This window comes from Symploca atlantica LB2515, from assembly GCF_052546295.1.
The window spans coordinates 2,215,802-2,238,769 of the sequence record NZ_JBQWMT010000001.1; the positions used below are offsets into that span (position 1 = coordinate 2,215,802).

Annotated in this window: 20 protein-coding genes; 11 read left to right on the forward strand and 9 right to left on the reverse strand. The window is 43.3% G+C overall.

Features of this window, described 5'->3' with window-relative positions; genetic code table 11:
• Positions 1-132: 132 nt before the first annotated feature.
• From ACT7WV_RS09295 to ACT7WV_RS09310, 4 genes are all read left to right on the forward strand, one after another.
• On the forward strand, positions 133-1,650 hold the full coding sequence (locus ACT7WV_RS09295; RefSeq protein WP_445102635.1) for a pentapeptide repeat-containing protein: 1,518 nt from the start codon (positions 133-135) through the stop codon (positions 1,648-1,650).
• An 839-nt stretch (positions 1,651-2,489) separates the two neighbouring features.
• Positions 2,490-3,140, forward strand: a complete 651-nt coding sequence (locus ACT7WV_RS09300; RefSeq protein ID WP_445102636.1) for a pentapeptide repeat-containing protein — start codon at positions 2,490-2,492, stop codon at positions 3,138-3,140.
• 64 nt (positions 3,141-3,204) lie between these two features.
• Positions 3,205-6,213: an excinuclease ABC subunit UvrA gene (gene uvrA, locus ACT7WV_RS09305; protein ID WP_445102637.1), complete on the forward strand. Its 3,009-nt coding sequence runs from the start codon at positions 3,205-3,207 to the stop codon at positions 6,211-6,213.
• Positions 6,214-6,301: 88 nt separating this feature from the next.
• Positions 6,302-7,711: an ApeA N-terminal domain 1-containing protein gene (locus ACT7WV_RS09310; protein ID WP_445102638.1), complete on the forward strand. Its 1,410-nt coding sequence runs from the start codon at positions 6,302-6,304 to the stop codon at positions 7,709-7,711.
• Positions 7,712-7,900: 189 nt separating this feature from the next.
• Here the strand turns inward: ACT7WV_RS09310 and ACT7WV_RS09315 are convergent, their stop codons facing one another.
• The 3 genes from ACT7WV_RS09315 to ACT7WV_RS09325 form a co-directional block, all read right to left on the reverse strand.
• Positions 7,901-8,335, reverse strand: coding sequence for a hypothetical protein (locus tag ACT7WV_RS09315; RefSeq protein WP_445102639.1), 435 nt, complete (start codon positions 8,333-8,335; stop codon positions 7,901-7,903).
• Between the two features lie 681 nt (positions 8,336-9,016).
• Entirely contained in the window at positions 9,017-9,823 is an 807-nt protein-coding gene (locus tag ACT7WV_RS09320) for a PD-(D/E)XK nuclease family protein (protein ID WP_445102640.1), read from the reverse strand.
• The gene (locus ACT7WV_RS09325; protein WP_445102641.1) at positions 9,820-10,404 is read right to left on the reverse strand and encodes a PAP/fibrillin family protein; all 585 of its coding nucleotides are present in this window, start codon (positions 10,402-10,404) and stop codon (positions 9,820-9,822) included. The genes ACT7WV_RS09320 and ACT7WV_RS09325 overlap by 4 nt, the downstream gene beginning before the upstream one ends.
• A gap of 278 nt (positions 10,405-10,682) precedes the next feature.
• On the opposite strand from ACT7WV_RS09325, the gene ACT7WV_RS09330 reads away from it, so the two are divergent.
• Positions 10,683-10,913 (forward strand): DUF3134 domain-containing protein, encoded by a 231-nt coding sequence (locus ACT7WV_RS09330; protein ID WP_445102642.1) that lies wholly within the window; start codon positions 10,683-10,685, stop codon positions 10,911-10,913.
• Positions 10,914-10,965: 52 nt separating this feature from the next.
• Here the strand turns inward: ACT7WV_RS09330 and ACT7WV_RS09335 are convergent, their stop codons facing one another.
• Positions 10,966-11,229, reverse strand: a complete 264-nt coding sequence (locus ACT7WV_RS09335; protein WP_445102643.1) for a hypothetical protein — start codon at positions 11,227-11,229, stop codon at positions 10,966-10,968.
• 543 nt (positions 11,230-11,772) lie between these two features.
• Here ACT7WV_RS09335 and rpaB point away from each other — a divergent pair.
• Positions 11,773-12,510 carry a response regulator transcription factor RpaB gene (gene rpaB / locus ACT7WV_RS09340; protein ID WP_445102644.1) on the forward strand — a complete coding sequence of 246 codons (738 nt, stop codon included), beginning with the start codon at positions 11,773-11,775 and terminating at the stop codon, positions 12,508-12,510.
• A 122-nt stretch (positions 12,511-12,632) separates the two neighbouring features.
• Here the strand turns inward: rpaB and ACT7WV_RS09345 are convergent, their stop codons facing one another.
• Entirely contained in the window at positions 12,633-13,805 is a 1,173-nt protein-coding gene (locus tag ACT7WV_RS09345; protein ID WP_463424160.1) for a glycosyltransferase, read from the reverse strand.
• A 224-nt stretch (positions 13,806-14,029) separates the two neighbouring features.
• Here ACT7WV_RS09345 and ACT7WV_RS09350 point away from each other — a divergent pair, with 224 nt between their 5' ends.
• A complete protein-coding gene (locus ACT7WV_RS09350) occupies positions 14,030-14,227 on the forward strand; it encodes an NblA/ycf18 family protein (protein ID WP_445102646.1) in 198 nt (65 codons plus the stop codon).
• 574 nt (positions 14,228-14,801) lie between these two features.
• The gene (locus ACT7WV_RS09355) at positions 14,802-15,785 is read left to right on the forward strand and encodes a 3'(2'),5'-bisphosphate nucleotidase (RefSeq protein WP_445102647.1); all 984 of its coding nucleotides are present in this window, start codon (positions 14,802-14,804) and stop codon (positions 15,783-15,785) included.
• 39 nt (positions 15,786-15,824) lie between these two features.
• Here the strand turns inward: ACT7WV_RS09355 and ACT7WV_RS09360 are convergent, their stop codons facing one another.
• A complete protein-coding gene (locus ACT7WV_RS09360; protein WP_445102648.1) occupies positions 15,825-17,735 on the reverse strand; it encodes an ATP-binding protein in 1,911 nt (636 codons plus the stop codon).
• 510 nt (positions 17,736-18,245) lie between these two features.
• On the opposite strand from ACT7WV_RS09360, the gene ACT7WV_RS09365 reads away from it, so the two are divergent.
• The 3 genes from ACT7WV_RS09365 (at position 18,246) to ACT7WV_RS09375 (ending at position 20,749) form a co-directional block, all read left to right on the forward strand.
• Positions 18,246-18,464 carry a hypothetical protein gene (locus ACT7WV_RS09365; RefSeq protein WP_445102649.1) on the forward strand — a complete coding sequence of 73 codons (219 nt, stop codon included), beginning with the start codon at positions 18,246-18,248 and terminating at the stop codon, positions 18,462-18,464.
• Positions 18,465-18,813: 349 nt separating this feature from the next.
• Positions 18,814-19,692, forward strand: coding sequence for a cyanophycinase (locus ACT7WV_RS09370; protein WP_445102650.1), 879 nt, complete (start codon positions 18,814-18,816; stop codon positions 19,690-19,692).
• Positions 19,693-19,861: 169 nt separating this feature from the next.
• Positions 19,862-20,749, forward strand: coding sequence for an alpha/beta hydrolase (locus ACT7WV_RS09375; protein WP_445102651.1), 888 nt, complete (start codon positions 19,862-19,864; stop codon positions 20,747-20,749).
• A 326-nt stretch (positions 20,750-21,075) separates the two neighbouring features.
• Here the strand turns inward: ACT7WV_RS09375 and ACT7WV_RS09380 are convergent, their stop codons facing one another.
• From ACT7WV_RS09380 to ACT7WV_RS09390, 3 genes are all read right to left on the reverse strand, one after another.
• Positions 21,076-21,297: a hypothetical protein gene (locus tag ACT7WV_RS09380; RefSeq protein ID WP_445102652.1), complete on the reverse strand. Its 222-nt coding sequence runs from the start codon at positions 21,295-21,297 to the stop codon at positions 21,076-21,078.
• 137 nt (positions 21,298-21,434) lie between these two features.
• Positions 21,435-22,277 carry a nucleoside triphosphate pyrophosphohydrolase gene (gene mazG / locus ACT7WV_RS09385; RefSeq protein WP_445102653.1) on the reverse strand — a complete coding sequence of 281 codons (843 nt, stop codon included), beginning with the start codon at positions 22,275-22,277 and terminating at the stop codon, positions 21,435-21,437.
• A gap of 31 nt (positions 22,278-22,308) precedes the next feature.
• On the reverse strand, positions 22,309-22,956 hold the full coding sequence (locus tag ACT7WV_RS09390) for a metal-binding protein (protein WP_445102654.1): 648 nt from the start codon (positions 22,954-22,956) through the stop codon (positions 22,309-22,311).
• Positions 22,957-22,968 lie beyond the last annotated feature (12 nt).

Here is a 22,968-nt window from a genome sequence, read left to right on the forward strand (position 1 = left end):
AGCCAAGATTTGTTAACAAAATTTCATCAGTTCTAGGAAACTGGAAAATTCTGTGCCAAGCTCGATAGTAACCATCCCTTCTCAGGCGAGTGCCATACATACCTCAAAAAAGGCAAAATCGAAACCAGGCACATGAGTAAATACCCAAACTTTGAGCGCCACAGCTATCAGGTTCAACAGGAGTTAGGCAACAATAGCGCTGGGGGTCGCGTTACCTACCTAGCCAATAGAAAAAGTACCAGGTTACCTGTTGTCATCAAACAGTTTAAGTTTGCCCAACCAGGAACTAACTGGGCAGAGTACGACGCCCATCAGCGGGAAATTCAGATGATGCGGCAGTTGAGTCACTCCGGCATTCCCCGTTACCTGGATTCCTTTGAGACAAGTACTGGCTTTTGTCTGGTGCAGGAGTATAAACAAGCTCCTTCCTTAGCTGAAGAAAGCATCTGGAAAGCAGAAGAAATCAAACAGATTGCCCTAGCTGTCTTGGAGATTTTAGTTTACCTGCAACAACAACAGCCGCCAGTCATTCATCGGGATATTAAGCCAGAAAACATCCTAGTTGACCGACGCTCAGTACTGAAAGTATATCTGGTGGATTTTGGCTTTGCCCGCCAAGCTAGCAAAAATGCAGCTCTTAGCAGTGTTGTTAAAGGTACGCTGGGTTTCATGCCACCAGAACAACTGTTTAACCAACCACTGACAAAAGCTTCTGACCTTTATGGCCTAGGTGCAACCCTAATTTGCTTGCTGACTGGAACTAAATCCACGGATATTGGCAACTTAATTGCTCAAGATTCCCGCTTTAATTTTAAGCATCTGGTGCCGGAACTGAGTCGGCAATTTATCAGATGGCTGGAAAAAATGGTTTCTCCTAACTTGAAAAATCGCTATCCTAGTGCCGCAGTTGCTCTAGAGGCTCTGAGATCAATTAGAGTAGTTGCCAGTAACACTGGCATTGAGATTTTAGGTAGTCTTATTAAAGAAAAAGCGCCAGCTGCTCTGGTGACCCTTTCTACCCTCAGTCTTGTGGCTGGAGTGGGTATAACTTTGGGTTGGCGTCCCCCTGTCGCCAGACATTTGCTGAATACTGGAGAATGTTCAGCATGTAATCTTGAACAAGCCCAACTAAAAGGTGCCAACCTTGTGGGTGCTGAGCTCGCAGGGGCAATGCTGGAAAAGGCTAACTTAGATGGTGCTTATTTAGTAGATGCCAATCTCAGGAGTGCTAACCTTGAAGGTGCTTCTTTGGTTGACGCTAACCTCTACGGTGCCAATCTAGAGGGAGCTAACTTAAGAAATGCCAAGCTAAAGATTGCCAAGCTAGAGGGTGCCAATTTGTGGGGTGCCAAGCTAGAAGGTGCCAATTTGTGGGGGGCCAAACTTAGAGGTGCCAATTTGTGGGGGGCCAATCTCAATGGCGCTTACCTGGGGGGTGCTAATCTCAACAGTGTTTATCTGGGAGGTAGTAATCTCGAAGCTGCCAATCTAGAAGGTGTTAATCTAGAGGGTGCTAACCTGGAAGGGGCTAACTTGAAGGATGCTAACCTGGCGGGTGCCAACTTGAAAGGGGCGAATCTGGATGGAGCTAACCTCGATGGAGCTAACCTCAACAGAGCAACTATGCCTGATGGGACTATCCACGACTGACGAACAAGATCAGTAATTGATCAGTCCAACTAACAAGATTAGTATTGATCAGTCCAATTATCAAAAAAGGGTAACTTTTCCTCCCCTAACTTACTTGCGACCTAACTTTGACTGTTCAATCGAATTTAATATTATTCTCCCAGCTTGAGCTACTTAACAAGATGCCCTCCAGCTTCTGTGGCAAGTAAACTTACTAGTTTTTCCACAACTTGGATTGAGTGCTGGCATTTTTTAGACAAGCCATTAATTAATTAACTGGAGAAAGATCCGGACAGCCGTAAATTTGAGCGATAGTTATTTTGTAGGTGCTAGCGAAAGCTAAACTGAGTTGTTTTCAGAGAATGCCATTTACTAAAAGGGGAAGCAATCTAGACAAGAAAATACTCTAAAGCTGTAATCAAGGTATCAGAAGGTAAGGAAAAATTACCTTAAAAAACTGTCTTGTTCAACCCAATTGATGATTCAGATACTTCGGCAGAAAATTTTTCTGATTGGTGTTAGTAAGACTTTCGCTAGCAAAAAGCCGATCTGAGCATTTTTCAGGAGTTCGTACCACAGCTAAACCAGTAGTGTATTAATGATTAATTAAAAATGATAGCTATCGGTATAGCTAAACACTACTTTTTTCTATCGCAGTTGCCCAAGAACTACTCAAGCAAATTGATATTGTCGGCAATGCACCGTCTTTAGAGATGCCAGTTCCTGCCAGAAATTCTAGAAAATTAGTAGGAATGCTAATCTATTTCTCAATGTTTACTTTTGTAGCTTTCCTCCAGCTACAGAAAAATCCTCAACTTTCTTGGCTCATTCGATCCATCATGGTCAAAAAGTTGCTGACAATGAAATCTTGCCCAGAGTGCTATTTTCAAAATGTCAATCTAGAGGGTGCCAATCTCAAGAAAGCTAACCTTAAAAGAGCCAACCTAGAGGGTGCTAATCTCAGGAATAGCGACCTGGCCGAAGCTGATCTGTGGGGAGCCACACTCCAAGGTGCAGACCTTACAGCAGCAGACCTTACAGCAGCAGACTTGTTCAATTCTGATCTCAGGTTGGTTAACTTTGAGGGTGCCAACCTCGAAGAAGCTGAGCTAGTGGCGGCTAAACTAGGAGGGGTTAATCTAAAATCTGCCAATCTCAGAAGAGTTACGATGAGTGGTGCAGACCTGAGGGGAGTCAATTTGAGTGGTGCCAACTTGCAAGAGGTTACTCTCAGTGATGCTAACTTAAATAGCGCCGACCTCAGAGGTGCTGATCTGACAGGAGCCTACTTGGCTAGAACTGACTTGAAAAAGGCTGATCTCAGGGGTGCTAACTTAGGGAAAGCCAGCTTGAGGGAAGCCAAGCTGTCTGATGCCAATCTGGAGTCAGCTAACTTAGAAGGTACTGAACTAGTAGCTGCTGATTTGCGAGGAGCTAATCTGGAGGGAGCTAATCTGGAGGGAGCTAATCTGGAGGGAGCTATTATGCCTGATGGCAGCACCCACGATTAATTAATACTATTACAGATGTGAAGGCAGCGCTAAGATCATTAAGGACTATTACGCTGTAGCTTTAATGTCTCATCCCGCCGAGATTCAAGATCATGAGTTAACTGTATCCTGGGATAGTCGCCAGCCCAACGACTCTAACCCAAACAACCAGAACATGATTCGGGTTAGAGGGGCAAGGCAGCATAACCTAAAAAATATTGATCTGGAACTGCCACGCGATCGCTTAATTGTCTTCACTGGCGTCTCTGGTTCCGGCAAATCTTCCTTGGCCTTCGATACCATTTTTGCCGAAGGACAACGCCGGTATGTGGAATCTCTCAGTGCCTATGCGCGGCAATTTCTAGGTCAGCTAGATAAGCCTGATGTCGATGCAATTGAAGGCTTAAGTCCCGCCATCTCTATTGACCAGAAATCCACCTCCAATAATCCCCGTTCCACAGTGGGCACTGTTACCGAGATTTACGATTATCTGCGGCTACTGTTCGGGCGTGCTGGAGAGCCCCACTGCCCCATCTGCAATCGTAACATTGCCCCTCAGACGATTGATCAAATGTGCGATCGCCTGATGGAACTGCCTGACCGTACTAAATTTCATATTTTAGCTCCTGTTGTTCGAGGCAAAAAAGGCACTCACAAGAAACTGCTATCCAGTCTGGCTGCTGAAGGATTTGTGCGCGTCAGAGTTGATGACGAGATTTTAGAACTCTCAGATACGATTGAATTAGATAAAAATTATACACACAACATTGAAGTCTTAGTTGACCGACTGATTAAAAAGCCAGGACTGCAGGAGCGTCTGACTGATTCCCTCTCTACTTGTCTGCGTCGTTCCAGTGGAATTGCGGTTATTGAGGTATTAAATGATACATCAGTACAGACAGATTTACCATCTAACCATGACCATCTTAAAACAAAAAATGCTACAAAAGATAGTGGTTCCTATCAAGAATTACCCAAAGAAATAGTTTTTTCAGAAAACTTTGCTTGTCCAGAGCATGGGGCAGTCATGGAAGAATTATCACCGCGACTGTTTTCTTTTAATTCTCCCTACGGTGCATGTCCCCACTGTCATGGCTTGGGGAGTTTGCGTACTTTTTCTGCTGAATTAATTGTGCCCGATCCTCAACAGGCGGTGTATGCAGCGATCGCTCCTTGGTCAGAAAGAGAAAACTCCTACTATCTTTCTATTCTCTACAGTCTAGGACAAGCCTATGGCTTTGAACTTCAGACACCTTGGAACCAGCTTACTAAAGAACAACAGCAGATTATCCTCCATGGTAGTGAGGAGAAAATTTTTATTGACGCCGATTCAGCTTATCGAAAAGAACAGGGCTATTACAAGCACTACAAAGGCGTTATTTCCACTTTAGAACGTCAGTATCAAGAAACTAATTCAGAAGCTCAAAAACAAAAACTAGAGCAGTATCTCGTCTATCAATCTTGCCCTGTCTGTCATGGTAAACGTCTCAAACCTGAAGCACTTTCGGTGCGACTGGGACAATATAGAATAACTGATTTAACGGAAGTTTCTATTAGCGAATCTTTAGGGCGAATTAATCAGTTGCAACTTTCAGCGCGCCAAGCTCAAATTGGCGATCTTGCCCTCAGAGAAATTAACAGCAGGTTGCAATTTTTGATAGATGTCGGTTTAGATTACCTTACCTTAGATCGAGCCGCCATGACCCTCTCCGGTGGAGAAGCCCAAAGAATTCGTTTAGCTACACAGATTGGAGCCGGACTGACTGGCGTCCTCTATGTATTAGATGAGCCAAGTATTGGCTTACACCAACGAGATAATGGGCGCTTGCTTACTACTCTTAAGAAACTGCGGGACTTGGGTAATACTTTGATTGTGGTAGAACACGATGAAGAAACCATTCGTACTGCTGACCAAATTGTTGATATTGGTCCACAAGCTGGAATTCATGGTGGAGAAATCGTTGTTCAGGGAGATTTGGAGAAATTACTCAAAGCTGAGAATTCTCTAACTGGAGCTTATTTATCGGGAAGGAAAGTAATTGAAACTCCTACCGAAAGAAGAGCAGGTAATGGTGTTTCTTTGCGCCTCAAAGATGCTCACCGCAATAACCTAAAACATATTAGTGTAGAAGTTCCTTTAGGTAAGCTGGTTTGCATTAGTGGTGTTTCTGGTTCCGGGAAGTCCACACTAGTTAATGAACTACTCTATCCTGCATTGCAAAATCATCTCAGTCATAAAGTTCGCTTTCCTAAAGAACTAGGCGAAGTTAAGGGACTAGATGCGATTGATAAAACTATTGTAATTGACCAATCTCCCATCGGTCGAACTCCTCGTTCTAATCCTGCTACTTATACTGGTGTATTTGATGTAATTCGAGATATATTTGCTCAAACAATTGAAGCCAAAGCCAGAGGTTATAAGGCGGGAAGATTTTCTTTTAATGTCAAAGGTGGACGCTGTGAAGCTTGTTCGGGTCAGGGAGTGAATGTCATTGAAATGAACTTTCTACCCGATGTATATGTGCAGTGTGAAGTTTGCAAAGGAGAGCGCTACAACAGGGAAACCTTGCAGGTGAAGTTTAAAGGAAATTCAATTGCCGATGTGTTGAATATGGCAGTGGAAGAAGCTCTAGAAGTATTTAAAAATATTCCCAGAGCAGCAAATCGATTGCAAACATTGATTGATGTGGGACTAGGTTATGTTCATATAGGACAACCCGCGCCTACTCTTTCGGGTGGAGAGGCGCAGCGGGTAAAATTAGCAACAGAATTGTCTCGTCGGGCGACAGGTAAGACGCTTTATTTGATTGATGAACCGACTACAGGTTTGTCATTTTATGATGTACATCATCTGCTAAATGTGTTGCAGCGTTTGGTAGATAAGGGAAATTCAATTTTGGTAATTGAACACAATTTAGATGTGATTCGTTGTGCCGATTGGGTGATTGATTTAGGGCCAGAAGGTGGTAATAAGGGCGGTGAGGTGATTGCCGTGGGAACGCCGGAGGAAGTAGCCGAGAATCCTAAGTCTTATACAGGAGAGTATTTAAAGGAGGTGTTAAAGCAGCATCCATCAGTAGCTTGTGAAGCTTAAAGCATGTGCAGAGTTAGTCAGTCTTCTAGTAAATCAGTACCTGCAAGAGTTTCTTGCAGCTTGTGTGAAGGAGTAGAAGTATAAATTCATGAGGAGTGCTACAGAATATGCGGGCTACTGGTGGCTGCCTACCAATCCTGATAAAACAGTTTCAGGTACTTTACATATAGATAGATACCAAGGAATTGAACTTAAAACTATTGATTCATTACTATCAAGGCAAGAAGTTTTTGCTGGCAATCTTGAGTTTCTATCAAAGGAAATTATTTTAGGTCAAACGGTTGATAATAAATTAATCACATTAATTGACTGTCATTATAGTGATGGTCGATTCAGTTCAACACCTGATTTATCTACTTCACTCCACACAGCAAAATTTGCTCTTGTTGGTCAAAGACAATTTGAAAATAAGAGAGATGTTACCTTCACCTCAGCAGAAGTTAGGTTTAGTCTTTTAGACGAGTGGTTAGCAATCCAGCCATTTCAAGATGGTGATATCAATACTAATGGGTTGACGTTAGAGTATCGACGTCCAGAGCCTATACAATTTTATATAGATTCCATAGGTGCGCAATTTTATACAAACTATGTTGGGAGTAGAAATAACCCAAGATACCTGAAGTGGGAAATGACTCATAGCTCCTACTTGCGGCTTACACCAGATATGCCACAATCTTTAGACTGGTACATGAAGCAGTTTTACAGTCTTCAGAAACTCTTGATAATTATGACTGGTTTTCCAGTATCTCCAACTGTATTAATAGGACACGGAGACGATGTTCATGCTACCAGAGACATAACCATTCCGGAACAATTTGAAATTTATTTTGATCTTCACAAAAATTTTCAAAACTTCCTTGAGAAACACCCTGCAAATTTGTTTTATACCGTACCTCAATTAGAGGTTGAACTTAGTGTCGTAGTGAATAACTGGTTTCAAAAGGCTGACATTTTAGAGCCAGCTACCAATTTGCATGTAGCAACACTTTCCAGTTCATCACTATATACAGAATTTAAGCTATTAAATTACGCACAAGCAATAGAAGCACTGCATCGACGAGTATTTGGTGGAAAATACGTATCAGATGAAGACTACCGTCCGATTCGCGATACTCTCATCGAGAATATCCCCAATAATGTAGACAGAGATCATCGCAATACTTTAAAAAATAAAATAAAGTACGGCAATGAATTTTCACAACGAAAGAGGTTAAGATTGCTATTAGACGAAATATGGGAAGACTGCTTATGTGAATTTATAACTGACAAGCAAAATTTTATTAGCGATGTTGTAGAAACCCGAAACTACTTAATTCATTTCGATGCAAATTCTGCTGCTCAAGCCGTTTTAGATGGGAGTGGTATGTTTCGCCTAGCAGAGCAACTGAAAATTATACTGATAACCCATGTATTAATTCAGCTTGATATTCCTAGAGAAAATATATATCGCGCTGTAAAACAATTCAATCGGTTTGCTGAGCTCCGCCACAGAGATTAGCTATCTAGCTGTTTAACAAAGAGGATTAAAAATAACAAATGCTGGAGCTTTCCGATCTTTGGGTTCCTTTAGCACTTTTAGGTCTGATTATCCTTGCGGCTATTTTCTTTACCCGCATTAGTTAAATTCCTATTTCAAGAGTGAGGCATATCTTTTTCCTGATACCTCACTCCCGACTGCTTTTACTGATCACGCTCTAGAGCGTATATCTAGTAAGAAAAATGATAAGAATAGCAAATACAAAATTAAAGCCAGCAATACCACGACAAACGGGGGGGCAAAAAATACAGGTATACTAGCTTCTTCTAAGAGAGTTGGCAAAAAACCCTGGTAGCAGATAGTTTCACCACAAGTATCATAGTTAAACAAAACCACAAAGGCTTGGAGTCCCATAAATATCCGCAGAAATTTTCCGTTAATTGTCACCTTTGTTCGCCTCTTACTAGTACGTAAAGTTGCCGTCATAAACAACAAAACAGAACTAGAAATATAGTAAATACCTCCGATTGCCAAGAAGAAAAAAAAAGCCACCCAGCCACCCGAAGTCAACAGAAAAAGTGGAGGACTAATTATGGCATAAACTACATACAGAATAAAAACAATCCAAATATTAGTTTTGATCATGGTATAGCTTGTACTCCTACTTAAATTGCTGGGCAATAAGTAGAATGTGGTTATGCTTGACCCCAAATAGTCATGCAGAATTTACACCTTAAAGCAGTAACTCTCTTGGTGGTTTATTTAGTAACACTAACTTGCAGTGATTACCCTCAAATTTCACCCGTTGTTTGAAGGGAAGAGCCCTAGACCACCAATTAGTAAAGATGGGTAGACCGGAATCTCTTTGCCAAAAAAGTATTTATCTTGTTTGGAACACCCATTCCTGTATTAGTGGCGCGGCACTACCACAATAGCAGAGAGCAAGCACTATATTCTTTACTAGATCTGACTTTGGTCAGAGGTCTATTCTCGTAGCCTGATGCTAATACATACAAGAAAATTAACTGCTATCCGGATTCACGTCCCGAATTTATTTAGTTTAATAAAGAATTTATTCAGTGAATATTAAATAGCGCCACTTTAAAGGAAAAGCCCATTATCTGGTAGTAATCAGTAGCCAGTCAATTCTTACCATCTTGTAACGTTTTTATTAAAAACCAGTAAAGCTCGAAGACGGGTTTTTCCGACAGAAACCAGAAAATTATTGGAATCTTTAAAATCTCTTCATCTCTGCTCAAATTTATAGCTGAATTGTCCTCTAATTTCTTACGACATTAAGAAATTAAAGCTCCAACAAATACTCATTTAAAGTGGCACTTCTTGAACATCACCTAAATTTAACAGCAAGTCCTGATCACTACTTACTGCACTTTCTGGTGTCCGTTGACAACGAATAGCAAAGGAACAGTCACTACATCGCTCAGCAGAGACCAACACTTGAGGAAAAGAAATACCCTTTTCTTGGTAATCTTGCCACCACCTAGTCAACTGGGTCAATAGCTTTGTCAAATCTTCTGCCGTTTTCTGGTGTTGTAGTTCGTCATAGACAAACTTAAAGCTTTGAGGGCGTGGTTCTGACTTGACAAACCAATAACTCATGGAAATTTGTTCTGGTAAATAATTACTGGTTTCCCCTAAAACATAAAGATACAGACGTGTTTGCCAGTCTTTGGCTAACCACTTACGGTTTTTGGGTTTTGGGTAGGTTTTCCAATCCAGAATTTGAGCAGATCTTTCGTCTTCTATCAACAAGTCGTAAACAACACTAAGTAAATAACCTTGACAATGGAGAGTGCGGCAATGTTCCGCCGAGCGAAAGGCGGTAAAATCAGGCGTCAAAATTTCGGGGGCTGCATCTACTAAAGCCTTGACCCAACGTTGCAGGAGAGCATCACCCTCAACCAGGGATCTTACAGGCAATCCCAGTTCTCTTTGCTGCATCAGTAGGTGAAAGCGGCTACCCCAAGTAAGACGTTCTTGTTGCTCATAGGAGACAGGTGTCCCTAGCTGATCTAAGTAGATATGTTGAAACTTACGGGGACAGGTTTCTAGTAGGTTTAGCTGGCCTTGGGATAAAGGAATCAAGGGTGAGGCATCTTCTGGAGATTTCATGGTTTTGTAAGTACAAACACGCTTCCTTCGTTACCTCGGCTAATGCGTAAATTGTCGTCAAGATAAGTTATGTCTAGCCAGCCCTGCTGATTACCACTCTTAATCTCAAAATCAAGCCCGAAAAACTTTTTGCCAGCCTCAATTTGCTCGATAAAATTACTGGGGGATTTATAGCCGATTAAGCTTTGCAAACCAGCGATAGACCGATCAAACTGAACATCAACTCGACGTCCCGATACTGGCTCAAATTTAGCCCGAACGCTGACTATGCTTTCAAGAAAGGGCAGACTAGAGAACTGGGCAATGTTGTATACTTTCTGATCTTTGGTGCGAATACATTGATAAACTGAACCCAGCTTGACTAGTGGAACTCGGTCAAGCCCCAAAATTCCTCGACTCGTCGTATAAAGCAGACGCCAGTTACCTTCTAGCAGGCTACCAGCTTCAATAGGTCGAGGAGTAGGGTTACGGTCTTCCAGTCGAGCAACTACCGCCAGAATTGCTATTTTATCGGTTTCCGTTGCTAAGAGACCACGATTCTTGCCAGCGATCGCTTCGAGTAATTCTGCCTTGCTACTCATTTAAAACTCACCTTTGTTAATATCTTCTGCCGAATGCTCGACTTTGGTTGTACCACTGCTAAGATCTCAATCAAGCCTATTTACCCAACTCTATCTTTATTCCCCAGGTCTATCTTTATTTGTAGGGAAAGCGGGAGGTGTTAACCTGGATTTAACTAGTTTGTTGACGCTCCAGGGTTATGTAGGTTAGCTTTCCTCTAGCCATTTAAACAGGCGTTCTCTAGAATACTTAACTGATCCTTCTTTCTTGCTTACCAAACTACAACCTGGATATTACTATGGATAATCCTGCTTTACGTTCGGAGCCTCGCGATCAACTAGCTCAGGTAATTCCCCTCCAGCAAGAGACATCACTTTTGGATTGGTTAGAAAATCGTGGCCGCCTCTTGGCACGTGATTCTGCAGAAGACCGCAGTCTCGTTGATGCCGATGAAGAAATATCGGAACTGATGGGAGCCGATGATGGTGCTTATGAAGAAGACGACGATGCCGAAGATCTGGAGGACTAAATAGTTAATCGAAATCTCCCACTTAGCTTAAGAGCAAAAGTGGGAGATTTTTTTATTCGTTATTTGAAGAGTTTTTTGCTTGGACACCGTTAGTGTGCTTAGGAATTAGCCTGGTTTTATTTTGATGCTCTTTTCTCGGCGAACACTCAATTCGGGGATGTCCTTCTGGTAAGCTCTGAGTAAGTCCTGTTATTTCTTCTAGAGCTGACAGACGCTGCTCAATCGCTTCTAACCTTTCATGAGATGAGGAGATACCTAAATAGCTCTTGAGTGCTGCGATCACAACATCAGACTTAGACTGACCAGTTTGTTTCATCCTAGCTGCAATGGCCTCATTCAGCTCTGGAGAAATCCTGACTCCAATGAATGGATTGGCCATACCATAAGTCCAATAACCGCTATTTACTAGATTAAAAATAGATCATAACAGTATATATCATAACAGTCAGGCTTCAAAGCTTATCAATATTTGACTATTAATTAACTAAAGTTCAAGCAAGCACTCCGATCTATGTAAATTATTTTTCACAAAAAACACATAATCATTGAATTTGGCTACCAAAGACGGCGCTAAAAAATAAAAAATTGAAAACTAATGTAATCATAGTGATAACATTAGTGTATAGAGACGCATCTCAATTTAATGGCTGTGGATGCAGTTAATAAATAGCAAAGCTGTCTGGCTTTTTTCACTCAGTAAGAGAACCGCTCATTGAGGCTGAACTCTGGTGTACTGTTAAAACACACTAATTTTTGCCAGACGCTCGATCTGACTCAGCCACTAGAGTCTACCGAAATGAGGGGACTAAAGCGGATGGATAATTAATTTTCAGCAATTCCGTAAGGAGTATTAAGAAACGTGGAGAACCACAGGTCAAAAATCCTGGTGGTAGACGATGAGGCCGCCCTCCGTCGTATCCTGAAAACTCGCCTTTCCATGGTTGGTTACAACGTCGTCACTGCCCCTGATGGCGAACAGGCGCTAGAGGTTTTCTGGAAAGAAGCACCGGATCTTGTTGTCTTAGACGTGATGATGCCTAAGTATGACGGCTACTATGTATGCAAAGAATTACGCAAAGAATCCGATGTACCGATAATTATGTTAACTGCCTTGGGAGATGTTGCTGACCGGATCACAGGGCTACAAATGGGAGCAGATGACTATCTGGTCAAGCCCTTTTCACCCAAAGAATTAGAAGCCCGTATTAATTCCATTCTGCGTCGGCTCCAAAAAAACCACTCCTCTAATCTCCTCAATTCTCAAGTGGTTCAAGTTGGTGTACTTTGTATAGACCCCAACAAGCGCCGAGTTCGTTTAGGAGAGGAACTTGTTCGATTAACCGGTATAGAATTCGACTTGTTGCAACTATTAGTTAGTCACTCAGGAGCAGCAGTTTCTCGTGCTGAGATTTTGAAAGCAATCTGGGGTTATGAATCCAGATGTGATGGTGATTTGCGAGTTGTTGACGTTCACGTCTCTCGCTTGCGAGCCAAAATTGAAGAAGATCCCAAACAGCCAGAGTTTATTATTACAGCGCGTGGCACAGGTTACTTGTTCCAGCGAATGGTACAGGTTCTAGAGCCAGCAAGAGTCTAAACGAATCCGCAAGCGGTTTTGTCGTGGGGGCGTAACATTAGTGCAGATAGCTTAGGGGATAAGCCTTTGAGTTTTCCGGACAAATGCTACGCCCCCTGGTTATTGAGGTAATACTTGCTAATTTAAAGGGGAAAACCCATCTCTTGCAGTCCCTGGCGAAGGCGCTGGGCTTCTTGGGGATTATGCAGTTCGTGAAGAGCGATCGCTTTGCTAAAAGTTGATAAACTTTCTGGTACTTTGCCAAGTTTGAGCAAAACCACCCCCAAGTTCTGATAGGCATCAGCATAGTCGGGATTAAACCCAATTGCCTGCTGGTAGCAACAAATTGCCTCCTTAAGCTGTCCTAGTGCTTTCAAGCACATCCCTAGGTTATTGTGGCCAGCAGCAAAGCTTGGGTCAAGTTTCAAGGTTGTTTCATAGAAAGCTTTAGCGTTATTGAAGTCCCCAATACTCAACAGCAAATTACCCAAATTGTTATAAGCGCCAATTTTGAGCTGCGGTAAAATGGGCTGTTTAATTGCCGTTTGATAATGCACTACTGCTAACTTAAGATGGCGCTTGTTCGTATAAGCATTACCCAAATGGTAATGCAACTCAAATAACACATTCACATCTATCTCAGTAGCTCTTAAGCCTCGCTCTAGTAGTTCAATTCCTTGCTCCAACTGATTAATGGCAATATAAAGTGCTCCTAACTTGCTGCACACATAAGAGTCGTTGGGATGGTTAGCCAGAAATCCTTCCATGGCTTGCCGTGCTCTAGTGTGTTTATCCAATGCTGCGATCGCTTCTGGCTGATAGCCGTAGTGCTTAATTGCCACTGTAGGTAAAGAAATTATCTGCCAATGAGGTTCCTTCCGTAACAACTGAGCAACGCTGTCATCCACCATGGCATGATAGGGGCGAGAAAATTTAACCTCTGGGTGATGGCGGAATAAGCGAGAAACAAGGGAGTAAGGTGATTGAGCAGCACCCACTTCCTGACGTACTAAATTAATCACCAAGTAACTTTCCTGCTGGATTGCCTGCTTGATTTCTGGTACAACCTCTGGTGTGAGCACTTCATCTGCATCCAGAACTAGGATCCACTCACCCTGTACATATTTAAGCGCTTGATTACGGGCGGCAGAGAAATCATTGCACCACTTGAAGTACTCAACCCGAGCACCGAATTCTTTAGCAATCTCAACCGTGCGATCTGTGGAACCAGTGTCTAGGATTACCATCTCGTCCACAATATCCCTGACGCTACTCAAAACATCAGACAGAGACATTTCCTCGTTCTTGACAATCATGCACAGACTCAAATCCATGGACACTGGCTAGTTCTTAAAAAGGGGACTGGTTTTATTTTGAGGGATAAGGTGACAGAATCAGCCCATGTGCGGGATGCCCCACCTTAAAAATCGGAGACTACACCAAAAGACGTATTGAAGATCTTGTAAATAATTGTTACATTTGTTTATAGAAATTTACGTAAACTAAATAAGAGCCGTTGATAGCAACGGAGAAACTAATTATGAATCAGCCAGCCAAATTGTCTTTAGAGCAAGAGTTTCAACTGAGAGCCTTTACCGACCAAGTAGAGCGTATGTCCGGTGAACAAGCAAGAGAGTTTTTGCTTGAGTTTTATAAGCTAGCGATGCACAAGGAAAATATGTACAAGCATTTTCTGAATCAAGAGTGGGGAATCAATTCAGACCCAGCATCCGTTTAAAATGCGCCAATCACTCTTAGAAGTTACGCAAGCACAGTTTGTACCCCGATATCCCCTGTGTTTGCATAACTCCTTTCCTGGTTAATAATTGCCTGCTTGACGGTGAAAGATACGCAGAACAATTTGCCCAATGAGTATTAGACCGCAAGTGGTTACCTGTATTAAATGCCACGAGTGACGCATCAATGTGGAGGTTTGACTGCAGGTAAATTGCCACACTGCTAAACTGAATTTTTGAAATACTAAGTATTCCCTACTACATTACAGGCGGGGTTGCCGCAACTGCCTATCGCGACCTCAGAACGACACGCAATGCCATCTATATTTGGGAATTACTAAAAGAAAAGCCAGTGATATTTTGATTCGTGCAGCAGCTATAGTCTTCTGTTCCTGATCGCTCAAAGCCATCTTTTGCCTACGAAAAAGAAGAAAATTCTAATGACAGGGAGTTTTTATCTAGTGATTGCCTTGGCAGATCTTTTTCCTGCCAGTTAACTTGGAAGCTGTACAGGGTGTAAATGCCGACTGCTCCTCTGGGAATTTAAATTAACTACTAAGGAGATAATCATCCACGATGTCTTATGAGAAAGAGAGACAGGTTGCCATTGAGGCGGCATTGACAGCAGCGAAACTGTGCGAAAAAGTCCGTCAGGAGAGAGTACCTGAAGCCATTGAAAAGAGTGATAAAAGTCCTGTAACCGTAGCAGATTTTGGCTCTCAAGCAGTGATTTGCCGAGCACTGGCTGCTGCGTTTCCTGATGACCCAGTGGTGGGCGAAGAAGATGCTGCGGCTTTGCGTGAACCATCGATGGCTGCCCAATTGCAGCAAGTAACTAACTATGTGCAAGCTTTAACTGGTGAAGCCAACCCTGAAGCAGTACTTAGCTGGATTAACCGAGGTAATAGTGAAATTGCACCTCGCTATTGGACACTAGACCCCATTGACGGCACTAAAGGGTTTCTCCGTCAAGACCAATATGCAGTGGCTTTGGCGTTGGTAGAAAAGGGTGAGGTCAAACTGGGTGTTCTCGCCTGTCCAGCATTGCCCTTAGCCTTAGATCAACCCAACGGTGAGCGCGGTGTCTTATTTGTTGCAGTACGTGGTCAAGGAGCAATTATGCTTCCCTTGGCCGGAGGGACACCCCGACCGATTCGAGTTGCTGCTGCCGACGATCTAGCAAATCTGCGGTTTGTAGAAAGCGTAGAATCTGGTCACGGTGACCATTCACGCCAGGATGCAGTAGCCAAGGCGGTAGGGATTACCGCCGATTCACTACGGATGGATTCTCAAGCTAAGTATGGTGCAGTTGCATCTGGTCAAGCTGCTCTCTACCTACGCCTACCTTCCCCGAAATCTCCTGACTACCGAGAGAAAATTTGGGATCATGCAGCGGGGACGATTGTGGTTGAGGAAGCTGGTGGCCGTGTCACGGATATGTACGGTAAACCCCTCAACTTTTCTTTGGGTGCCAAGCTAGCCGATAACCAAGGCGTCATTGTCAGCAATGGCAGTATTCATGATCAAGTTATTGCAGCTTTACAAGAAACCATAGGGTAAGTTCGTCGGGGCACTTCCTGTTTGTGCCCCCACCGTGGTTTAGACAATTGTCCCAATTTCCTTGAGGTAGACTCGCGTAAATGGTTCAACAGCACCCAAAGTGTAGTGTTCCATTAACCCCTTGCGTCTAATTGAAATTTGATTTCCTTCTCTGACAACTACTGTTGAGTCGTCGAAGACATACTGCGCCAGAATCATCTCTGTCTCTGTGGGATTATCCAAAACCACCATGTTACTACCCTGGTAGAACATTCCTTCGTATTCCAAGACATCAGCCCGATACTCGGCAATTAACAAGTTAAGCTTGGGATTGCGCAGCAAATTTTGGACGTTGTTGTTGTAACTCTTATTGAGAATTTTTTCAGCTCGATTGACAAAAACTGCATCGCGGCAAACTGCCCCAATTACCCAATGGGGGTGTTGCAGAAGAATGTGGTCAATGGTTTCTTGGAGTTCTGAGATAGAAATCCGATTGAAAGTGAGAATCGGTATTCTGGAATCTGTACCTCGCTCGTAAAAAGTTTCGAGGATACGCGAGGGGACATCAATACTTTCTCCAACGGCAGGTCGCAAATGCATAGAAATGCCGGGAGCAGCATTAATTTCTAAAATAGCAAATTCGCTATCTTTCCACGATTTTGACAGAGTTGGTGCAATTACATCAATACCTAGGCAGGTAAGCCGTAAGTGTTGGGCAACGTCTTGTGCCAGAATAATATTTTCAGGATGGACTGTGCTGGTGGCGTCTATACTTAAGCCTCCAGAAGAAAGGTTAGCAACTTTACGCAGATAGACAAGACGGTCTTTCTCTAGCACACTATCTAACGATAAGCCTTGTTCTGTCAGGTACATTAGCATTGACTCATCCGTCAGGATTTTGCCTAGTGGTGAAGTGGGAGTGTCCAGGCGTGCTGGCGTTAGATTCTCGCGCTCAATCAATTCTTCAATTGCAGATTGTCCGTCACCAATAACAGATGCGGGACGGCGTTCTGTAGCGGCAACAAATCTACCGTTAACGCAAAGTAAACGAAAGTCTGAGCCTTTAATACTCTTCTCAACAATGATCTCGACTGCTTGACCCTCGATAATCGCTTCTAATGCCCGATTATAAGCAAATTCGAGTTCTTCGGCGTCTTGCACAGCAGCCGTTACCCCAATTCCCTTATGGCCAACCACCGGCTTAACTGCTACTGGATAGCCAATTTCGTCTGCTGTACTCCAGGCTGCCTCTAGAGAACTGACAATACTCCCTCTAGGTATAGGGAAACCTAAGTTACCTAAGAAAGCCTTACAGTCATCCTTGCGAGTGGTAAAGTCTGAATCTAAATGGCTGTCGCTGTCAAATGTTGTCGCTGAACCGCGAACCTGTTTTCTGCCATATCCATATTGCATCAGCCCTTCGTCCCATAGATAAAAGGCAGGAATAGCTTTTTCGTGAGCTTTTCTTAACAAAGCATAGATAGTTGGCCCTCCGTATACGGAGCGCCGGAATAGGGTTTGCAGCGCTCTAATTTGCTCCTCAACAGGAAAATCATTATCTTGATTGATGGCTTCAAACCAGTCCCAAACAGCATAAACAACCGCTCTTTGAGTGCGAGCATGGAGAGCTTGTATGCTAATTTTGGCATGGTCTTCTTGCGGCTTCAGGTTCCAGCCCGCAAGGTGCAGTCCCATATCAAGTTTGCCCACTTCCGACACTGTCTGAGCAAACAAATGGGCGTAAGAGTCATAAGTCTGATCACGCAGCTGGGGATACTTTTTGCTAATAACCGAGAGGTAATCTTGAAGTGGCAGAGGTTCCAGATACCCAGTCAGGGCAAAATCGAAGACTAGTGCTGTTGTTTCCAGATAGGGGTTAGCGCCCTCGTAATACTTGAGATTAAAAATATCAAAAGCATCACTCTTGCGAGCATTGATGCGAAACACATCAGCATTTTGCTCTATTAACATTGATTCCCTCCGTTTGGACTAATTACCCAAACAATCTCTACCCCAATCAAGGTTAATCTAATTGCTGCTGTATTTTCCTCTATCCCGAGACATCTTTGAGATTAAATTAACTAGGGACTACGGAAATCAGGGAAAAGGAGTTAATTGTTCCGTTCTTTATCGTGTTTTTACTCATTTTTTCTGAAAAATTTGCTTCCATGAGAGGGGCAAAATAAATGAGTCAATATCCCCAGTTAGCTATCTATTGACCATAGATAGATAGCACTTATTGCAGAGAATTAATTTCAGCCGAACAGAGTAATTCCTCTGCTGGGGGTGGGGGGGGATGAGGGGAGAGAACCACCCCCTAGGTAGAGTTTTTAACGACAAACGACTATTTGCTGCTTCAGTTTTAGTTAGTACCATTCGACTAGAGATAATTTCTGTAAAAAAAACTGTCGCTTTGGGGAGATGACAGAGAAATTGGTGTATTTTAAAAATTGAAATAAAGCTCGCAGGAGACAGCAGGAGATGAACAGTACACAAGAATCTCTTAATAAGGAATCTCTCAGGGATGAAGTAGAAAGACTAGCCGAACAAGCTTTTCATCGGAAACTAATTTCTGGCTACGGCGACGGTGAGTACAGCGATGAGTACCAAATTGTTTGCGACGGCAAACCTAGGCATTATCCCCTAGAACGGGCTCGCTTCATTTTGAGCAAGTTGATTATGTGTGGCAGATCTAGTTAGGAAATAGCAAGAAGAAACCACCGTGAATAGCTGGTATCCGACGCTAAATCCAAGAGACGCTCCTAATTAGACCTTCAACATAGACGGTCTTTTTTGCATCACTGATAACTACGAAACAGAAAACCTAGATACCCGATTTCTTTGCTGAATCCCTATTGCCCACTAATACTAAATAAATTTGATTTAGTATTCGGGTATCTACCGGAAATAGAATGTTTTATTTTGTAATCAAGCTAAGGACAACACAAGAAAGTAAAAATTTCTGTATAAAAATCTACCAAAAGATAGTTTGAGCGTTTACTCTTACTCATTTACTGTTGATACTGTCTACCTAAAAAACGAGGCTCATATGGCTTTGAGTGAGAGCGACGGGCAGTTAGTGATTATTGGTGGGGCAGAAGACAAAGAAGGCGATTGCAAGATCTTGCGAGAGTTCATTCGCCGTGCTGGTGGCCTCAAGGCACAAATCGTTGTGATGACGGTGGCAACAGAAATGCCGAGGGAAGTAGGCGATGACTACATCAGAGTATTTGAGAGACTGGGAGTTGAAGAAATCCAAATCATTGATACTCTTTATCGGGAAGATGCCAATGCCCCGAGAGCATTAGAAGCGATTAGGAAGGCAACAGGGGTGTTCTTTACCGGAGGAGACCAAGCTCGCATTACCAGTATTTTGAAGGATACTGAGATTGATAGACTGCTTCACAAACGCCTATCTGAGGGAATCGTCATCGCCGGAACCAGTGCCGGTGCAGCGATGATGCCAGATATGATGATTGTGGAAGGAGACTCTCAGACAAATCCACGGGTAGAAATTGTTAAAATGGAACCTGGTATGGGTTTCTTACCAGGAGTGGTTATTGATCAGCACTTCGCCGAACGTGGACGCATCGGACGTTTGCTCTCAGCCATCGCGCAGCAGCCTGTTACTTTAGGATTTGGCATTGACGAAAATACAGCAGCGATAGTAAGGGATAACGAATTGGAAGTTGTTGGCGAAGGTGCAGTTACTGTCGTTGATATGGCTGACATTACCTACAGCAATCTATCCCAAATTTTGAGAGATGAGGACTTGGCACTCTGTGGAGTCAAGCTTCATATTTTGCCCCACGGTTATCGCTTTGATCTCGGTTCCAAGATGCCAATTCTGGCAGAAGACACTTCAACAGTAGAACAGAAAAGCCAGGAGAATGGTCAAGCCACAGAGATTCCTGTAATCATCGGTTAACTTCTATAACCCTTGAAGTGACACCGGGGTTCTTCGCCAAGAGCAAATGGAAAATTGAGAGTATCAGCCAGATTATGGTCTATGAAGCTCGATTTTCCATCAGCAATTTTCAAGCCCACACTAAATACCAAACTTATCCACTCTCAAGCACCCATTAGTTAAGCTACACATGGCTGATTACTCCACTACTACAACCGCCATTATTGAGCAAACTAGAGCTTTTGAGGACTCTTTACCTATACTGAATGATAAGTGTCGCTCTAAATTTTATTTCCACCCTCATCCCACCCCAAAGGTTTTCCTCTTCTTTCACGGATTTACTGCTGGTTCTTACCAATTTGAACCACTCGGAGAGGCTTTTTTTCAGGAAGGCTACAATGTCTTAGTACCACTGCTACCTGGCCATGGGGTTGCTGGAAATTGGAACGGCGATAATCCTCCCCCTCTGCCAACTAGCCCTAAACTATATCAACGGTTCGCGCAACATTGGTTGACACAAGCCGCATCTTTGGGGAAACAACTAATTCTGGGGGGTTACTCCAGTGGGGGAACTATAGCGGCTTGGTTAGCTCTAAAACAGCAAGAACAAATTGAAAAAACCTTACTATTTGCTCCCTACTTAAGTAGCACTAACCTTATCGTAGATTGGCTAGTGCAAATCCTGCCCTTCTACTACGAGTGGCTTAACAAAGATAACCCAGGGAGCTTTGGTTATGAGGGTTTTGCGATTCCTGCCTTAGAAGTTTTTCTCGATATGGGAAACGAGATTCTCAACCGTGCCCAAAACACTCCCGCAACTCCCACATTAATTATTGCTAGCGAAAGCGATCGCGCTACAAATCTTCAAGAACAACAAAACTTGTTTGCCGCGATACTCAAATATCGAGCGCAATCTTGGTATTACTGCTTTGATCGAGAATTAAATATCCCTCACACCATGATGACTAAGCTCGAAGGAAATGACTATCTTCCTTTGCTCATCAACCTAGCTAAAACTTATGTTGAAAGCGAGCTAACCTGGTCTGAGGTACAAACAAAAGGTCTATCGCTCACATAAAACCAGCCTACGCGGTTTCTTTGAACCAATAGTCGCGCAAGCTGATTTAGGCTGCATAAGTGCAGCTGCAACCGGTTGGACACACTTGAACACGATTGCTCTTAATAGTTCAGCGAAATATCTACTCCAGGCAACTAGCTATTAGACAAGCACCCGTAAGGCTTTCTGCAGAACACACTCTTTTTTTGTATTAGGTGAGGTTGACTCACCTTAGTTAACCCTGATGATCAAGAGAAGATATAACTATAGCATTAACTGTCCGTATTGGTGGCAAATATCTTAAATAGCCTTGACCACCTCTAGGTAAAATCACTAAAACTCATTACTCAAGAACAGCCAATCGCCGAAAGTTCATCTACCACTTTCATTCGCCCTCGGCATAGAGCGTGGATCAACCGATCAATTGAGTCTCTTTCTTCTTGAGTAATTGAATCCTCTAACATTGCCGCCATCAGACCGTATCGATCAGCAAGCGTCAGCTTACCGGAGTAACTGGCCTGAGCAAATAACTCGGAGATAGCACCTGGTATAAGACGAACTTGTGGCATTGGGCAGTATATAACTCACTTATTTATAATATGAGTCTCCCTTAAGGGGGGGGGAGGTGGAGGGTCAGACCCCCTGTCAAACTGTCATTCACTGGCTTGACAAATTTTACTTTCCCTGAATAAAAATACCGGAGACATCAACTCTCTTGTGCCAGTTGGACTTTAGCTTGCTGCCAGAGAGCTTCCAACTCATCCAAGGTGTAATCTGAGAGAGGGCGGTCTACAACTGCCTCTATTTTTGATAAACGCTTAATAAATTTCCGGTTGGTTTCCTGTAAAGCCGCTGTTGGGTCGAGGTCGTACCAGCGGGCGAGATGAATCAGAGTAAACAATACATCTCCCAATTCTGCCTGCTGCTCAGTTTTATCTTTGTACTCAATTGCTTCTTGGAATTCGGCTAATTCTTCCTGAAACTTAGCCCAGAAACCTGCCACATTCTCCCATTCAAAACCAGCCGTAGCAGCCTTCTGAGAAATCTTCATCCCTGCCATTAAAGGGGGTAAAGTTCTAGCATAGCGACTTAGTTTAGCGCTCAGTAACTGAGCTTGTGCCACCGTTTCTCCTTTTTCAGCAGCCTTAATTTGCTCCCAGTTCTGGCGAACCTCCTCGACACCCGTAACTGTGACATCTCCAAAAACATGAGGATGACGCCTAATCAGCTTTTCAGTAATACCTTGAGCAACTTCTGTTAGAGTAAACTGAGCCTCTTCTGTAGCAATCTGAGCTTGCAGTACCACCTGCAACAGTAAGTCTCCCAATTCTTCTGCGATCGCATCTGTTTCTCCAGAGCCAATTGCCTCTACCACCTCATAGGCCTCTTCAATCACATAAGGAATTAGCGTTTGGGGGGTTTGAGCTAAATCCCAAGGACAACCACCATCAGGCGATCGCAACCGAGCAACGACATCAATCAGTTTTTGTAGAGCTTCTAGAGTAGCAGAGGAGGGCTTCTCTGAGGGTAGTTCCTGGGAAAGGGACATCGAGACAAACCGATAAACCACTCAACTATTGTTAGCGCGATTTGCGTTTTCTGCCAATCAGAAAGCTCTTTTTCTTTTTGCTCTTTTGCCTTTGAGTTTTAGTAGTGGGTTTCCTAGTCCGAGGCTTAGAAGATGAGCTCTTGCTGTTACTTAACAATCCCTTTGACTTTTGCCTTGCTCTTTGCCAGCGTTTATAGGCAGAATTAGTCCAGTCAGATAGAGAATGAGTCATTGCCCCCATTTCCAAACCTGCAAACAGACCAACGAGCTGCCAACAATACTTAAAAACAAAGGCGATCACTTCAGTAGTAACCTGTTGCCAACTCCAAGACACATCCCGGAATAAATCAATAATAACTAACCCCAGCACCCCTAAGCCAACTATCCAGCTAGCAAGATAAACTATCCGTAAAGTTGTACCAATAATTGGCCCGTGAGATAGCATTGAGCGGTGGCGCATTCCCTTTTGGTAAGGAATCCAAATCCAGCGCAACCAACCCCACCGCTTGAAAGGCCGCGAATAAAGATCCAGGTCAGGACTCAACATCAAACCACTAAACAGAAACCCTCCCGATACCAGCAACGTGAGGTCACTACTCCTTGTCAGCACTAGGGTTAAGCCCATTACTACTGGTAAACTCCACAGCGTAATGCGATCATGTGTTTGACCAGAAGGCATTTTTGTCCATTC

What these genes read in the sequence shown, in the direction of transcription:
- ACT7WV_RS09375 (WP_445102651.1), top strand. Translation starts at nt 19,862, where the DNA reads ATGGCTGATTACTCCACTACTACAACCGCCATTATTGAGCAAACTAGA.
- ACT7WV_RS09310 (WP_445102638.1), top strand. Translation starts at nt 6,302, where the DNA reads ATGAGGAGTGCTACAGAATATGCGGGCTACTGGTGGCTGCCTACCAAT.
- uvrA (WP_445102637.1), top strand. Translation starts at nt 3,205, where the DNA reads ATGTCTCATCCCGCCGAGATTCAAGATCATGAGTTAACTGTATCCTGG.
- ACT7WV_RS09355 (WP_445102647.1), top strand. Translation starts at nt 14,802, where the DNA reads ATGTCTTATGAGAAAGAGAGACAGGTTGCCATTGAGGCGGCATTGACA.
- ACT7WV_RS09345 (WP_463424160.1), bottom strand. Translation starts at nt 13,805, where the DNA reads ATGATTGTCAAGAACGAGGAAATGTCTCTGTCTGATGTTTTGAGTAGC.
- ACT7WV_RS09350 (WP_445102646.1), top strand. Translation starts at nt 14,030, where the DNA reads ATGAATCAGCCAGCCAAATTGTCTTTAGAGCAAGAGTTTCAACTGAGA.
- ACT7WV_RS09325 (WP_445102641.1), bottom strand. Translation starts at nt 10,404, where the DNA reads ATGAGTAGCAAGGCAGAATTACTCGAAGCGATCGCTGGCAAGAATCGT.
- ACT7WV_RS09360 (WP_445102648.1), bottom strand. Translation starts at nt 17,735, where the DNA reads ATGTTAATAGAGCAAAATGCTGATGTGTTTCGCATCAATGCTCGCAAG.
- ACT7WV_RS09390 (WP_445102654.1), bottom strand. Translation starts at nt 22,956, where the DNA reads ATGCCTTCTGGTCAAACACATGATCGCATTACGCTGTGGAGTTTACCA.
- ACT7WV_RS09315 (WP_445102639.1), bottom strand. Translation starts at nt 8,335, where the DNA reads ATGATCAAAACTAATATTTGGATTGTTTTTATTCTGTATGTAGTTTAT.
- ACT7WV_RS09330 (WP_445102642.1), top strand. Translation starts at nt 10,683, where the DNA reads ATGGATAATCCTGCTTTACGTTCGGAGCCTCGCGATCAACTAGCTCAG.
- mazG (WP_445102653.1), bottom strand. Translation starts at nt 22,277, where the DNA reads ATGTCCCTTTCCCAGGAACTACCCTCAGAGAAGCCCTCCTCTGCTACT.
- ACT7WV_RS09295 (WP_445102635.1), top strand. Translation starts at nt 133, where the DNA reads ATGAGTAAATACCCAAACTTTGAGCGCCACAGCTATCAGGTTCAACAG.
- ACT7WV_RS09335 (WP_445102643.1), bottom strand. Translation starts at nt 11,229, where the DNA reads ATGAAACAAACTGGTCAGTCTAAGTCTGATGTTGTGATCGCAGCACTC.
- ACT7WV_RS09320 (WP_445102640.1), bottom strand. Translation starts at nt 9,823, where the DNA reads ATGAAATCTCCAGAAGATGCCTCACCCTTGATTCCTTTATCCCAAGGC.
- ACT7WV_RS09300 (WP_445102636.1), top strand. Translation starts at nt 2,490, where the DNA reads ATGAAATCTTGCCCAGAGTGCTATTTTCAAAATGTCAATCTAGAGGGT.
- ACT7WV_RS09365 (WP_445102649.1), top strand. Translation starts at nt 18,246, where the DNA reads ATGAACAGTACACAAGAATCTCTTAATAAGGAATCTCTCAGGGATGAA.
- ACT7WV_RS09370 (WP_445102650.1), top strand. Translation starts at nt 18,814, where the DNA reads ATGGCTTTGAGTGAGAGCGACGGGCAGTTAGTGATTATTGGTGGGGCA.
- ACT7WV_RS09380 (WP_445102652.1), bottom strand. Translation starts at nt 21,297, where the DNA reads ATGCCACAAGTTCGTCTTATACCAGGTGCTATCTCCGAGTTATTTGCT.